Annotated in this window: 14 protein-coding genes and 1 pseudogene; 5 read left to right on the top strand and 10 right to left on the bottom strand. The window is 55.9% G+C overall.

Annotated features, from left to right (window positions below; translation table 11 throughout):
• The first annotated feature begins 45 nt into the window (after window positions 1-45).
• The 4 genes from ribE to pgpA all read left to right on the top strand — a co-directional run bounded on the left by ribE (window position 46) and on the right by pgpA (window position 2,505).
• Window positions 46-516 carry a 6,7-dimethyl-8-ribityllumazine synthase gene (gene ribE, locus ABVM99_RS10895; RefSeq protein WP_001021372.1) on the top strand — a complete coding sequence of 157 codons (471 nt, stop codon included), beginning with the start codon at window positions 46-48 and terminating at the stop codon, window positions 514-516.
• Window positions 517-536: 20 nt separating this feature from the next.
• A complete protein-coding gene (nusB, locus tag ABVM99_RS10900; protein WP_000801129.1) occupies window positions 537-956 on the top strand; it encodes a transcription antitermination factor NusB in 420 nt (139 codons plus the stop codon).
• Window positions 957-1,034: 78 nt separating this feature from the next.
• Entirely contained in the window at window positions 1,035-2,012 is a 978-nt protein-coding gene (thiL, locus tag ABVM99_RS10905) for a thiamine-phosphate kinase (protein ID WP_000752146.1), read from the top strand.
• Window positions 1,990-2,505, top strand: a complete 516-nt coding sequence (pgpA, locus tag ABVM99_RS10910; protein WP_000154063.1) for a phosphatidylglycerophosphatase A — start codon at window positions 1,990-1,992, stop codon at window positions 2,503-2,505. Before thiL ends, pgpA begins: the two co-directional genes overlap by 23 nt.
• 4 nt (window positions 2,506-2,509) lie before the next feature.
• Here the strand turns inward: pgpA and ABVM99_RS10915 are convergent.
• The 5 genes and pseudogenes from ABVM99_RS10915 to xseB all read right to left on the bottom strand — a co-directional run.
• Window positions 2,510-2,601: pseudogene (locus ABVM99_RS10915) on the bottom strand (hypothetical protein); the annotation flags it as partial.
• A gap of 7 nt (window positions 2,602-2,608) precedes the next feature.
• Entirely contained in the window at window positions 2,609-3,583 is a 975-nt protein-coding gene (locus tag ABVM99_RS10920) for an aldo/keto reductase (RefSeq protein ID WP_023195350.1), read from the bottom strand.
• A gap of 56 nt (window positions 3,584-3,639) precedes the next feature.
• Window positions 3,640-5,502: a 1-deoxy-D-xylulose-5-phosphate synthase gene (gene dxs, locus ABVM99_RS10925; RefSeq protein WP_000006768.1), complete on the bottom strand. Its 1,863-nt coding sequence runs from the start codon at window positions 5,500-5,502 to the stop codon at window positions 3,640-3,642.
• Window positions 5,503-5,525: 23 nt separating this feature from the next.
• Window positions 5,526-6,425, bottom strand: a complete 900-nt coding sequence (gene ispA, locus ABVM99_RS10930; RefSeq protein WP_000348073.1) for a (2E,6E)-farnesyl diphosphate synthase — start codon at window positions 6,423-6,425, stop codon at window positions 5,526-5,528.
• The gene (xseB, locus tag ABVM99_RS10935; RefSeq protein ID WP_001124944.1) at window positions 6,426-6,668 is read right to left on the bottom strand and encodes an exodeoxyribonuclease VII small subunit; all 243 of its coding nucleotides are present in this window, start codon (window positions 6,666-6,668) and stop codon (window positions 6,426-6,428) included.
• Between the two features lie 209 nt (window positions 6,669-6,877).
• Here xseB and thiI point away from each other — a divergent pair, with 209 nt between their 5' ends.
• Window positions 6,878-8,326, top strand: coding sequence for a tRNA uracil 4-sulfurtransferase ThiI (thiI, locus tag ABVM99_RS10940; protein WP_000668656.1), 1,449 nt, complete (start codon window positions 6,878-6,880; stop codon window positions 8,324-8,326).
• A gap of 43 nt (window positions 8,327-8,369) precedes the next feature.
• Here the strand turns inward: thiI and phnV are convergent, their stop codons facing one another.
• The 5 genes from phnV to phnR all read right to left on the bottom strand — a co-directional run bounded on the left by phnV (window position 8,370) and on the right by phnR (window position 13,078).
• A complete protein-coding gene (gene phnV / locus ABVM99_RS10945; protein ID WP_000909792.1) occupies window positions 8,370-9,167 on the bottom strand; it encodes a 2-aminoethylphosphonate ABC transport system, membrane component PhnV in 798 nt (265 codons plus the stop codon).
• A 2-nt stretch (window positions 9,168-9,169) separates the two neighbouring features.
• Window positions 9,170-10,030: a 2-aminoethylphosphonate ABC transporter permease subunit gene (gene phnU, locus ABVM99_RS10950; RefSeq protein ID WP_052938344.1), complete on the bottom strand. Its 861-nt coding sequence runs from the start codon at window positions 10,028-10,030 to the stop codon at window positions 9,170-9,172.
• A 2-nt stretch (window positions 10,031-10,032) separates the two neighbouring features.
• Entirely contained in the window at window positions 10,033-11,142 is a 1,110-nt protein-coding gene (gene phnT / locus ABVM99_RS10955) for a 2-aminoethylphosphonate ABC transport system ATP-binding subunit PhnT (protein WP_023195351.1), read from the bottom strand.
• 5 nt (window positions 11,143-11,147) lie between these two features.
• Entirely contained in the window at window positions 11,148-12,161 is a 1,014-nt protein-coding gene (gene phnS / locus ABVM99_RS10960) for a 2-aminoethylphosphonate ABC transporter substrate-binding protein (RefSeq protein WP_023195352.1), read from the bottom strand.
• Window positions 12,162-12,358: 197 nt separating this feature from the next.
• Window positions 12,359-13,078: a phosphonate utilization transcriptional regulator PhnR gene (phnR, locus tag ABVM99_RS10965; protein ID WP_001628453.1), complete on the bottom strand. Its 720-nt coding sequence runs from the start codon at window positions 13,076-13,078 to the stop codon at window positions 12,359-12,361.
• Window positions 13,079-13,086: the final 8 nt, after the last annotated feature.

A 13,086-nucleotide genomic window follows, 5' to 3' on the forward strand; every position in this document is an offset into this window, starting at 1 on the left:
AAATCCGCCCCCCTGCGGGGCCAAATGAACCCTGGAAGAGAGAATATGAACATTATTAAAGCTAACGTTGCAGCCCCTGACGCTCGCGTCGCCATCACTATTGCGCGTTTCAATCAGTTTATCAACGACAGCCTGCTGGATGGCGCGGTTGATGCCCTGACGCGTATTGGTCAGGTAAAAGATGATAATATTACCGTAGTGTGGGTGCCTGGCGCCTATGAACTGCCGCTGGCGACCGAAGCGCTGGCGAAAAGCGGTAAATATGACGCCGTGGTTGCGCTGGGAACCGTGATTCGCGGGGGGACTGCGCACTTTGAATATGTGGCAGGCGGCGCCAGCAATGGCCTGGCAAGCGTTGCCCAGGACAGTGGCGTGCCGGTAGCCTTTGGTGTTCTGACCACCGAGAGTATTGAACAAGCCATCGAACGTGCTGGTACAAAAGCCGGTAATAAAGGCGCAGAAGCTGCGCTGACCGCGCTTGAAATGATTAATGTATTGAAAGCCATTAAGGCCTGATTTTTTGTAAGGGGAATTCCGTGAAACCTGCTGCTCGTCGCCGCGCCCGTGAGTGTGCCGTCCAGGCGCTTTACTCCTGGCAGTTGTCCCAGAACGACATCGCTGATGTTGAATACCAGTTCCTGGCGGAACAGGACGTAAAAGACGTCGACGTTCTCTATTTCCGTGAACTGCTATCCGGGGTGGCGACTAACAGCGCGTACCTGGATGGTTTAATGAAACCGTATCTGTCCCGCCTGCTTGAAGAGCTGGGACAGGTTGAAAAAGCCGTGCTGCGTATTGCGTTGTTTGAGCTGTCAAAACGCAGCGATGTGCCTTATAAAGTGGCCATCAACGAAGCGATTGAACTGGCGAAAACCTTTGGCGCTGAAGACAGCCACAAATTCGTCAACGGCGTACTGGATAAAGCAGCTCCGGTGATTCGTCCTAACAAAAAGTGATTCACAGGCCGGAAAGATAGCGGGCGATCGATACCCGCCGTCTCCGGCCTTTTCTTTTTTTCTGCTGAGGCATAACGTATGGCATGTGGCGAGTTTTCCCTGATTGCCCGTTATTTTGACCGTGTAAGAAGCTCTCGTCTTGATGTTGAAACCGGTATTGGCGACGATTGCGCGCTCCTGAATATTCCTGAAAAGCAGACCCTGGCGATCAGTACCGATACGCTGGTGGCGGGCAACCACTTCCTCCCCAATATCGATCCTGCCGATCTGGCTTATAAAGCGTTGGCGGTGAATTTAAGCGATCTGGCCGCGATGGGGGCCGACCCGGCCTGGTTAACGCTGGCGTTAACGTTGCCGGAAGTGGATGAGCCGTGGCTGGAGGCTTTTAGCGACAGTCTGTTTGCGCTATTGAATTACTACGATATGCAGCTCATTGGCGGCGACACCACGCGTGGACCGCTGTCGATGACGCTGGGTATCCACGGTTATATCCCGGCAGGGCGCGCGCTCAAGCGATCTGGCGCGAAGCCGGGCGACTGGATTTATATCACCGGTACGCCGGGCGACAGCGCTGCCGGGCTGGCGGTTTTGCAAAACCGGCTACAGGTGTCGGAGGAGACAGACGCTCACTATTTAATTCAACGGCATTTACGCCCGACGCCGCGTATTTTACACGGCCAGGCGCTGCGTGATATCGCCAGCGCGGCTATCGATCTTTCCGATGGTTTGATTTCCGATCTGGGGCATATCGTCAAGGCCAGCGGCTGTGGGGCAAGAGTAGATGTTGATGCGCTGCCAAAATCCGATGCGATGATGCGCCATGTTGATGACGGGCAGGCGCTGCGTTGGGCGCTTTCCGGCGGCGAAGACTATGAGCTGTGCTTTACGGTGCCGGAACTGAATCGTGGCGCGCTGGATGTCGCCATTGGTCAACTGGGTGTTCCCTTTACCTGCATAGGTCAAATGAGCGCAGATATTGAAGGGCTGAATTTTGTACGTGACGGAATGCCTGTCACCTTTGACTGGAAAGGATATGACCATTTTGCCACGCCATAAAGATGTTGCGAAAAGCCGCCTGAATTTGCGCAATCCGTGGCACCTGCTCGCTACCGGCTTTGGCAGCGGGCTGAGCCCCGTGGTGCCGGGCACGATGGGCTCGCTGGCGGCGATCCCCTTCTGGTATCTGATGACGTTTCTGCCGTGGCAGCTTTATTCGCTGGTCGTGATGTTTGGGATCTGCATTGGCGTTTATCTTTGCCATCAGACGGCGAAAGATATGGGCGTACACGACCACGGCAGTATTGTCTGGGATGAATTTATCGGTATGTGGATAACGCTGATGGCGTTGCCGACGACGGACTGGCAGTGGGTGGCTGCCGGGTTCGTTATTTTCCGCATTCTGGATATGTGGAAACCCTGGCCGATCCGTTGGTTTGATCGCAACGTGCACGGCGGCATGGGGATTATGATCGATGATATCGTCGCCGGGGTGATATCCGCCGGCATACTGTATTTTATCGGTCATCACTGGCCGCTCGGTATTATTTAAAGGGTTTGCCGGATGGCGGCGTAAACGCCTTATCCGGCCTATCCCCGAACAATATGTCGATTTCGCAGGCCCGATAAGCGCCGCGCCATCGGGCAATGGCAGATTATTTAAATCCCACCACCGGATGTTGTTTGTACGGCGTTTCGAGTTCAGCAATCTGCTCCGGTTTGAGCGTTAAATCAACGGCATTCAGCAACTCATCTAACTGCTCTTCACGCGAAGTGCCGATAATCGGCGCGGCGACGCCTCGTTTACTGAGTAGCCAGGCCAGCGCAACCTGCGCTCGCGTTGCGCCAAGCGCCTCGCTGACGCCAGCCAGCCGTTCCGCTATTTGCGCATCATTTTTATCGCTTTCAGCGTATAAATTTTTGCCCACGTCATCCGAGACCAGCCGGGCCGTGGTTTCTCCCCAGGGGCGAGTTAAGCGCCCGCGCGCCAGCGGACTCCACGGAATCACGGCGACGCCTTCCTGCCAGCACAGCGGTAGCATCTCTCGCTCTTCCTCGCGGTAGATCAGGTTATAGTGATCCTGCATGGTGACAAACGGCGCCCAGCCGTGTTGTTTTTGTAGCGCCAGCGCCTGGGCAAATTGTGAGGCGTGCATTGAGGAAGCGCCGATATAGCGGGCTTTACCCGTCTTCACCACGTCGTTTAGCGCTTCCAGAGTTTCTTCTATCGGCGTGGTGTAATCCCAGCGGTGGATTTGCAGGATATCGACATACTCCATTCCCAGACGGGTGAGGCTATCGTCAATAGAGCGCAGGATTTGCGCGCGGGACAATCCTTCCGGCAGATCGCCGACGCGATGGAAGACTTTCGTCGCTACCACCACCTCGTCGCGCCGGGCGAAATCACGCAGCGCGCGACCGACAATCTCTTCGCTGCTGCCGTCGGAGTAGCTGTTGGCGGTATCAAAAAAGTTAATGCCGCCCTCCAGGGCGCGCTTGATGATGGGACGGCTGCTCTCTTCGGGAAGCGTCCAGGCGTGATTGCCGCGACTCGGCTCGCCGAATGTCATGCAGCCCAGACAAAGGCGGGACACCCGAAGATCTGTATTTCCTAACGTGTTGTATTGCATGACTCCGCTCCTGTTATACCCGTCACTCTTCAAGCATAGCAGGAGCAAAGAGGGGATTATGCCAGCCAGGCCTTGATTTTGGCTTCAATGCCTGCGGCGTCGAGCCCTAGTTCCGCGCGGGCTTCTTCCTGCGTTCCTTGCGGGATAAAGAAATCCGGAAGACCGATATTCAGCACAGGTACAGGTTTACGATGGGCCATTAGCACTTCGTTTACGCCGCTGCCAGCGCCGCCCATAATGGCGTTTTCTTCCAGCGTCACCAGCGCGTCATGCTGCGCGGCCATCTCCAGAATTAACGTGTCGTCCAGCGGTTTAACAAAGCGCATGTCGACCAGCGTGGCGTTCAGCGCTTCGGCGACTTTCGCCGCCTCAGGCATTAAGGTGCCAAAGTTCAGAATCGCCAGTTTTTCGCCATGACGCTTCACAAGGCCTTTACCAATAGGCAGTTTTTCCAGCGGGGTTAGCGCCACGCCCTGCGCATTACCGCGTGGATAACGTACTGCCGTCGGGCCGTCGTTATAGTGATACCCGGTAAATAACATCTGGCGACATTCGTTTTCGTCGCTTGGCGTCATGATCACCATATCCGGGATGCAGCGCAGATAGGAGAGATCGAACGCGCCCTGGTGCGTTTGTCCATCCGCGCCAACGATACCGGCGCGATCGATGGCGAACATGACCGGCAGTTTCTGGATAGCGACGTCATGGATAACCTGATCGTAGGCGCGTTGCAGGAAAGTAGAGTAGATCGCCACGACGGGCTTATAGCCGCCAATCGCCAGGCCTGCGGCGAAGGTGACGGCATGCTGCTCGGCGATGGCGACGTCAAAATAGCGATCCGGGAATTTACGTGAAAATTCCACCATGCCGGAACCTTCGCGCATTGCTGGGGTGATCGCCATCAGCTTGCTGTCTTTGGCGGCGGTTTCACACAGCCAGTCACCGAAGATTTTTGAATAACCTGGCAGACCGCCGCTGCTTTTCGGCAAACATCCGCTGGAAGGATCAAATTTAGGCACCGCATGGAAAGTGATCGGATCTTTTTCCGCGGGCTCATAGCCGCGGCCTTTCTTGGTCATGATATGCAGGAACTGCGGGCCTTTCAGGTCGCGCATGTTCTTCAATGTGCTGATAAGCCCCATGACATCGTGACCATCGACCGGCCCGATGTAGTTAAAGCCCAGCTCTTCGAACAGTGTGCCCGGCACAACCATGCCTTTAATATGTTCTTCGGTACGCTTGAGCAGTTCTTTAATTGGCGGTACGCCGGAGAAGACCTTTTTTCCGCCTTCGCGCAGAGAAGAGTAAAGCTTACCGGAAAGTAGCTGCGCCAGATGGTTGTTGAGCGCGCCGACGTTTTCCGAAATCGACATTTCATTGTCGTTCAGAATGACCAGCATGTCGGGCCGGATATCGCCTGCGTGATTCATTGCTTCAAACGCCATACCGGCGGTGATGGCGCCGTCGCCGATCACACAGACGGTGCGGCGATCTTTGCCTTCTTTCTCCGCCGCCACGGCAATGCCGATACCGGCGCTGATGGAAGTGGAGGAATGCCCAACGCTCAGCACATCGTATTCGCTTTCTCCGCGCCACGGGAACGGGTGCAGACCGCCTTTCTGACGAATGGTGCCGATTTTGTCGCGACGACCGGTAAGGATTTTATGTGGATAAGCCTGGTGTCCAACATCCCAGATTAGCTGGTCAAACGGGGTGTTGTAGACATAATGCAGCGCCACGGTAAGTTCTACCGTGCCCAGCCCGGAAGCGAAGTGCCCGCTGGAACGGCTTACGCTGTCGAGTAAGTAGCGGCGTAGCTCGTCGCAGAGTTTCGGCAGAATCTCTTTCGGTAACAGTCGTAACTCCTGGGTGGAGTCGACCAATGCCAGGGTAGGGTATTTGGCTATATCAAAACTCATCGCAAGCTCATTGGATATGGGGTTTATTTATCACGCTGGATTATGTAGTTCGCTAGCGCTTCCAGTGCCGAGGTGTCCAGTGATTGCGCGGCCAGCTGATGTAACGACTGACGGGCGTCCTCTATCAGGTCCCGGGCTTTATTCCGGGCTTGCTCAAGACCCAGAAGTGCAGGGTAGGTACTTTTGCCAAGCTGCTGGTCTGCGCCCTGACGTTTACCTAACGTTGCAGTATCGCCCACCACATCCAGAATGTCATCCTGAACCTGGAAGGCAAGGCCGATACTCTCTGCATAGTGGTCAAGTATCGGCAGAGTATTCCGTCCTTTATCGCCCGCGCTCAACGCGCCAAGTCTAACGGCGGCGCGAATGAGCGCGCCGGTCTTATGGCGATGAATGCGTTCCAGCGCGTCCAGAGTGATCCGCTGGCCTTCTGCCGCCAGATCCAATGCCTGACCGCCGCACATACCGGCGATGCCGCTGGCGTTCGCCAGTTCGGCGATCATCGCGATACGATCGCGATCGGCGACTTCCGGCATCGGCGCGTCGCTGATAATGGCAAACGCCAGCGTCTGCAACGCGTCTCCCGCCAGGATTGCGTTGGCTTCGCCAAATTTAATATGGCAAGTCGGCAGGCCGCGACGCAAATCGTCATCGTCCATTGCTGGCAGGTCGTCATGGATCAGCGAATAGGCATGAATGCATTCGACCGCCGCAGCTGGCGCATCCAGCGTTGCCGTACTGACGCCAAACATTTGACCGGTGGCGTAAACCAGAAATGGCCGCAGGCGTTTACCGCCTAATAATGCGCCATACTGCATGGCTTCGACCACGGGAGTGTTCTGAAAGGGCAGTGGCGCGATAAAACGGCTCAGCGCCTGATTCGCTTGCGTTACGCAAGCCTGTAGCTGCTGCGTAAAGTCCATTTACTCATTATCCGCGATAAAAGGCTCAGGTGAAGCCTCTTCATTATCAGACAGCAAAATTTGCACGCGCTGTTCCGCCTGCTGCAGTTTTGCCTGCCCCTGACGCGCCAGCTGTACGCCGCGCTCGAATTCATTCAGCGCGTCTTCCAGCGGCAAATCGCCGCTTTCCAGGCGGGTAACAATATGTTCCAGCTCGCTCAGCGCAGTTTCAAAGCTGGCGGGCGCCTCATTTTTCTTCGGCATGATGACTGTTTGACTCTCTGTAATGGCAGCACAAGTCTATGGTAACGGACTCACACTGATAAGCAAATAACGCGCAATGGTAAGGGGAAATGCGCAAGATGTCCGTGATAGTGATATACTTCCGCGCCTGGATGCAGCCGTAGGTATGGGCTGCTGTACTATTTCTCCACGACAAGCCTTAGATAGCTTGCTAAAGAACCATTGCCGCCATGAAGTTTATCATTAAATTGTTCCCGGAAATCACTATCAAAAGCCAATCTGTGCGTTTGCGCTTTATAAAAATTTTAACCGGGAACATCCGTAACGTTTTAAAGCACTACGATGAGACCCTCGCGGTTGTCCGTCACTGGGATAACATTGAAGTTCGCGCCAAAGATGAAAACCAGCGTCTGGCGATTCGCGACGCGCTGACCCGCATTCCGGGGATTCACCATATTCTTGAAGTCGAAGATGTGCCGTTCACCGATATGCACGACATTTTCGAGAAAGCGTTGGCGCAGTATCGCGAGCAGCTTGAAGGCAAAACCTTCTGCGTGCGCGTAAAACGTCGCGGTAAGCATGAGTTTAGCTCCATTGAGGTGGAGCGCTATGTTGGCGGCGGATTAAATCAGCATATTGAATCGGCGCGCGTGAAGCTCACTAACCCGGATGTGACGGTGCATCTGGAAGTGGAAGATGATCGCCTGCTGCTGATCAAAGGGCGTTATGAAGGTATTGGCGGTTTCCCGATTGGCACCCAGGAAGATGTGCTGTCTCTGATCTCCGGTGGTTTTGACTCCGGCGTCTCCAGCTATATGCTGATGCGTCGCGGCTGCCGCGTACACTACTGCTTCTTTAACCTTGGCGGCGCGGCGCATGAAATCGGCGTTCGCCAGGTGGCGCATTACCTGTGGAACCGCTTTGGCAGCTCCCATCGCGTGCGTTTTGTGGCGATTAACTTCGAACCGGTGGTCGGCGAGATTCTGGAGAAAGTTGACGACGGCCAGATGGGCGTGGTGCTCAAACGTATGATGGTACGCGCGGCGTCGAAAGTGGCGGAACGTTACGGCGTACAGGCGCTGGTGACCGGCGAAGCGCTGGGCCAGGTGTCCAGCCAGACGCTAACCAACTTGCGCTTGATCGATAACGTGTCTGACACGCTGATCCTGCGCCCGCTGATCTCTTACGATAAAGAGCACATTATCAACCTGGCGCGCCAGATTGGTACGGAAGATTTTGCCCGTACGATGCCGGAATACTGTGGCGTGATTTCAAAAAGTCCGACGGTGAAAGCCATTAAAGCGAAAATTGAAGCCGAAGAAGAAAATTTCGACTTCAGTATTCTCGATAAGGTGGTAGAAGAAGCGAGCAACGTCGATATTCGTGAAATCGCCCAGCAGACCCAGCAGGAGGTGGTGGAAGTAGAAACCGTGAGCGGTTTTGGCGCCAACGATGTGATTCTGGATATCCGTTCTGTGGATGAGCAGGATGACAAGCCGCTGAAAGTGGAAGGTGTGGACGTCGTTTCGCTGCCTTTCTACAAGCTGAGCACTAAATTTGGCGACCTCGATCAGAGCAAAACCTGGCTGCTGTGGTGCGAACGCGGGGTAATGAGCCGCCTGCAGGCGCTCTATCTGCGCGAGCAGGGCTTTGAAAACGTGAAAGTGTATCGTCCGTAATTCCTTTGCCGGGTGGCGGCTATGTCCTACCCGGCCTACTGTTTTATTTCTGCCCCAACCGTTTTGCAATGCGCTCCAGCTTCATCATCAGCAGCAGCGTCATGGCCACCAGCACAATGGTCAGCGCCGCGCCGTCGGCGATATTTCCACGGTCGGTCAGGCTAAAGATAGCCACTGGCAGCGTCGTCCAGCCCGGCGGATAAATCATCATCGTCGCGCCCAACTCCCCCATGGAGAGCGATAAACTCAGCGCCAGCGCTGACATCATCCACGGCATCAATAACGGCAACGTCACGTGACGCAGACGATACCAGGGCGATGCCCCCAGACTCGACGCGACGTTTTCAATATCGGCGGAAATTCGCGCCAGTCCGGTCGACACGTTACTGAAGGTAAAGGCGGAAATCAGCACAAAGTGCGCTGTCAGCACAATCCATAGGGTGCCGTTCATTTGCAATGGCCCCTGGCTGAAAGCAACCAGAATGCCCAGGCCCACGGACACTGACGGAATCGCACTCGGCAGATAGAACACCATACTTAACCATTTCTGCGTTTTCACCCCATATTGACGCAGCGCCAGCGCCGCCCAAACGCCGCAAAGCAGCGCAAACAGGCTGGCGCAAAAGCCAATCGTGAGGCTGGCAAGTAGGGCATCCCATGCCGCACCGTGCAGAGCGTTAACAAAGTGGTTCAGCGTGAAGCCACTCGGCAGAATACCGTTCCACTGCTGGCTAAGGCTGGACATCAGAATCACCGCCAGCGGCAGGAAAAAGAACACGATAAACAGTACGCTAGCCACAACGCCCGCCGCTGCGCGTCCTTTAGGTGACCAAATTAGCATGGCTAGCTCCTTACGCCGGTACGCGATGCCGCCAGGCGATAGAGGGAGAACAGTCCCAGCGACAAGACAATGTTAATCAACGCAATCATGCAGGCGACCGTATAGTCGGACTCCAGAATCGCTTTGCTGTAAACCATCATCGGCAGGGTGTTAACTCCCTTCGCGCCAATAAACAGTACGATGCCAAACTCGTTAGTGGTCAACAGCAGGCACAGGCTGCCACCAGCCATCAGCGCCGGTAGCGCCGCCGGGAAAATCACCTGCCCAATCACCCGTAACGGGTGCGCCCCCAGAATGCTGGCTGCCTCTAGCTGGCTTTTATCAATTTGCCGCAGCGCGGCCATCAGTGGCCGCATCACCAGCGGAGTGAACACCGTGATCTCCGCCAGAATGACGCCCTGCATCGAGTAGAGAAAATCTACCGGCGGTAGCTCAAAGGCAAACAGGCTCATCAGCGTACCGTTGAGCAGACCCGCTGACCCATAAATAAAGGTGAACGCCAGCGTAATCAGGAAGGTCGGCAGCGCAATAAAAGTATCGACGACCCGACCAATCAACTCGCTGCCGGGGAAAGGAATAAACACCAGAATCAGCGACATCACGCTGCCCAGCAGCAGGCAACCGGCGGTGGCGAAAAAGGCGATTTGCAACGTGTTCAGCAACGCGCCGACAAAGCGTTTCGAGTCGACCACCTGGCGGAAGGTCTCGAGCCCGATCTCGTCATTGGCACCGCGTAGCGCCTGTTCAACGATGAGCGACAGAGGCCAGAAAAACAGCGTCGCCAGCACCAGCAACGGGAGTAGCAGCCACAGCAGCGGGCGTAGGTTAAGCGCCGGTTTTTCCAGAGGTAAAATGAGTGACATGGTTATACCTCAATCAGGACCGCATCATCCGGTTCGAACCACAGCGCCAGCTTGTCACCCACGCGCGGCAGCGGATTGACATGCGTCAACACCATCCGCACCGTTTCGCCAGCAACGTCACACAACAGATGGGTTAAATCGCCCTGCCAGTGTACCGATTGCAGTGTGGCGTTGAAGCGGTTGCTGTCGGCCGAACGCGGCGTCAGGCTGAGGTGCTGAGGACGAATGCACAGCAGTTTGTTGTAACCGTGGTGGCTGCCCCGGCTGAACGCGCGAATCACCGCACCGCCGCAGCTGACGTCCACCAGCCCCGGAGCCTCCGTTATCCCCAGCGCGATGGCGGAGAGAATATTGGCGCGACCTAAGAATTCGGCGGCAAAACGATTGGGCGGATGCTGATATAGCGCGCGGGTTTCGCCGTGAGCAATCAGCGAGCCATCCTTCATAATGCCGATTTTATCGGCCAGAGTGAGCGCTTCCGTTTGATCGTGGGTGACGTAGAGAATAGTGAGTTCCGGCAGCTCACGGTGAAGACGGGCGATTTCTTCCACCATATTATGACGAATCTGTGCGTCCAGCGCTGACAGTGGTTCATCCAGCAACAGCACGCGCGGGCGCACGGCAATCGCGCGGGCGATGGCCACGCGTTGCTGCTGGCCGCCGGAAAGTTGATGCGGATAACGGGCGGCGTAATCACTCATGCCAACCGTTTTCAGCGCCTGCGTTACACGCTCATTAATTAGCGCCTTTGGCTGCTTCTGCGCACGCAGGCCAAAAGCGACGTTGTCTTCCACTTTCAGATGCGGGAACAAGGCGTAGTTCTGCACCACCATCGCCAACCCGCGTTTATAGGGTGGCAGATGGGTGACGTCCGTATCGCCAATCAGAATACGACCGCCTGCAGGCTGCACAAAGCCCGCAACCGCACGCAGCACCGTCGTTTTTCCAGATCCTGATGGGCCAATCAGCGCCAGCACTTCGCCAGGTTCAATCGTCAAAGAGAGCGGTTTAAGCACCACGTTGCCGTGATACGCAACGCGCAGCGAGTCGAGGACTATCCCCGATGTCCCCTGCGATGCAGGGGCGTGAACGGCAGTCGTTTTCATCAGCATCAGGCTTACTCGCTTTCGGTCACTTTGTGCCAACGGCTAATATCTGCCGACAGCGAAACGGCTACGTCATCCCAATTTGGCTGCCAGCTCTGCACGCCTTCTAACGCGGCAGTGGCGGCCTTATAATGTTCGTCGCTCGGCGTCACGTCGCTGCGTACCGGCATTCCCCAGGAGAGTTCGCTGACGCGAGTCTGCGCTTCTTTACTCAGCAGGAAGTTAATCAGCTTTTTACCATTTTCACTCTGCGGCGCCCCCTGGACCAGGCCAATGACATAAGGGATGGCCAGCGCGCTGCGCTCGCCTTTGTCGTTGGCCGGCCAGAAGATTTTCACGTTCGGGTTACGTTCCATTTGCGCGAGGTTCATTTGCAGGTCGCCGTTAGCGACGTAGATTTCACCTTTATTAACCAGCGCGGTTAGCTTGCCGGTAGAGGCAGATGGCCCGACGTTATTGGTCTGCAGCTTGCCGAGATACGCAAAACCGGCATCTTTACTGCCGAAGCTGTGGAAAGCCTGCAGCATTACCGCCGTGCCGTCAGCGGCCTGGCCTGGCGTGGAATACTGGAGTTTATTTTTGAATTTACCGTCAAGCAGATCCTGCCAGCTCGCCGGGGCAGTTTTCAGCAGCTTGCTGTTGTAGATAAAGCTCAGATAGTTCTTTACCAGCGGCGAATAAAGGTTGTTGGCATCGGGGATAGCCGATGCGGCGTCGGTGTTAAAGTTCGCCAGCAGCTTTTCGGCGGCGGCGCGCTGAATGAATGGCGGCGCGGTTACCAGCACGTCGGCCTGCGGATTCGTACGCTCTTTTGCCAGACGTTCCACTACCACGCCACCACCGCCTTCAACATAGCGTACGGTAATGCCGGTCGCTTTGGTGAATGCGTCAAACTGCACCTGGTACCAGCTGTTATCGCCATCGTGCAGCCCGTCGATGGAGTACACCGTGACCACTGATTCCGCCCATGACGGGGCGCTGGCGAGAGCGAAGACAGACAGCAGAGCAAGTCGGGAAAGTTTCATCGTAATAGCCTCATAGCGTACGTTGCATTTTCTGGCCTATACCAGGTTTGCTTTTTACGCTAAACGGCTTATATGACAAAACGATGAAAGAGAAATAAATCAGTCCACGCCGGATGATGCTGCGCTTATCCGGATAGCCGTGAGACGATACGATTGACAGGCCGGATAAGTCCCGCAGCCAACATCCGGCGCACCCGCTAGTGGGTATCTACCTCAATGCGCAGGCTGTCGTGACGCCAGTATTCGATATCCAGATCCAGCACTCGCCCGTGTTGATCGTAGTTCAGACGGCGCAGCAACAGCGCCGGGCGCCCTTCCATAACTCCCAGCGCATGTGCGGCCTGCGCAGGCATGGCGGTGGGGTAGAACGACAGATGCATGCTGGTATAGACGAGGTTGTAGTGCGACTCGTATACCTCGGTCAGGCTGCCGTTGAGATCGTACTGCAGCAGCTCAGGCACGCGGGCGGGCAAACAATGGTTTTCGCAGTAGCACACGGCGCGGCCATCGGCGTAACGCAGACGGGTCAGCAGATAGATTTGATCAAACGGCTGGAGCTGGAGGGGCTCCATGACCTCGACAGGCACGGTGGTTAACACGCCGCTCAGTAGCGCGGTTTTTGGCTCCCGCCCCTGCTCGCGGCAAAGCTTATGGAAGTTGGTGTTCTGGGTCGGATCCAGCCACAGGCGTTCCGGCGTAACGAACCAACCGCGACGATCGGCGCGCCAGATAAGCCCACTGGACTCCAGCTGCGCCAGGCTTTCGCGAATAGTAATGCGCGTGGTGTTGAAGATCGCGCACAGTTCGCGTTCAGAGGGCAGTTTATCACCGCTTTTCAACGCACCGCTCTGAATACGCGCCTGAAGCTGCGCCTTGATCAACAGGTACTGCGGGATATCGCCCGGGATAGATTTCATGCTTACTC

The organism is Salmonella sp. SJTUF15591, from assembly GCF_043356435.1.
Lineage (GTDB): Bacteria > Pseudomonadota > Gammaproteobacteria > Enterobacterales > Enterobacteriaceae > Salmonella > Salmonella enterica.

Coding starts and splice junctions, on each gene's coding strand:
- ribE (WP_001021372.1), top strand. CDS start 46: ATGAACATTATTAAAGCTAACGTTGCAGCCCCTGACGCTCGCGTCGCC.
- thiL (WP_000752146.1), top strand. CDS start 1,035: ATGGCATGTGGCGAGTTTTCCCTGATTGCCCGTTATTTTGACCGTGTA.
- pgpA (WP_000154063.1), top strand. CDS start 1,990: ATGACCATTTTGCCACGCCATAAAGATGTTGCGAAAAGCCGCCTGAAT.
- ABVM99_RS10920 (WP_023195350.1), bottom strand. CDS start 3,583: ATGCAATACAACACGTTAGGAAATACAGATCTTCGGGTGTCCCGCCTT.
- dxs (WP_000006768.1), bottom strand. CDS start 5,502: ATGAGTTTTGATATAGCCAAATACCCTACCCTGGCATTGGTCGACTCC.
- ispA (WP_000348073.1), bottom strand. CDS start 6,425: ATGGACTTTACGCAGCAGCTACAGGCTTGCGTAACGCAAGCGAATCAG.
- xseB (WP_001124944.1), bottom strand. CDS start 6,668: ATGCCGAAGAAAAATGAGGCGCCCGCCAGCTTTGAAACTGCGCTGAGC.
- thiI (WP_000668656.1), top strand. CDS start 6,878: ATGAAGTTTATCATTAAATTGTTCCCGGAAATCACTATCAAAAGCCAA.
- phnV (WP_000909792.1), bottom strand. CDS start 9,167: ATGCTAATTTGGTCACCTAAAGGACGCGCAGCGGCGGGCGTTGTGGCT.
- phnU (WP_052938344.1), bottom strand. CDS start 10,030: ATGTCACTCATTTTACCTCTGGAAAAACCGGCGCTTAACCTACGCCCG.
- phnT (WP_023195351.1), bottom strand. CDS start 11,142: ATGCTGATGAAAACGACTGCCGTTCACGCCCCTGCATCGCAGGGGACA.
- phnS (WP_023195352.1), bottom strand. CDS start 12,161: ATGAAACTTTCCCGACTTGCTCTGCTGTCTGTCTTCGCTCTCGCCAGC.
- phnR (WP_001628453.1), bottom strand. CDS start 13,078: ATGAAATCTATCCCGGGCGATATCCCGCAGTACCTGTTGATCAAGGCG.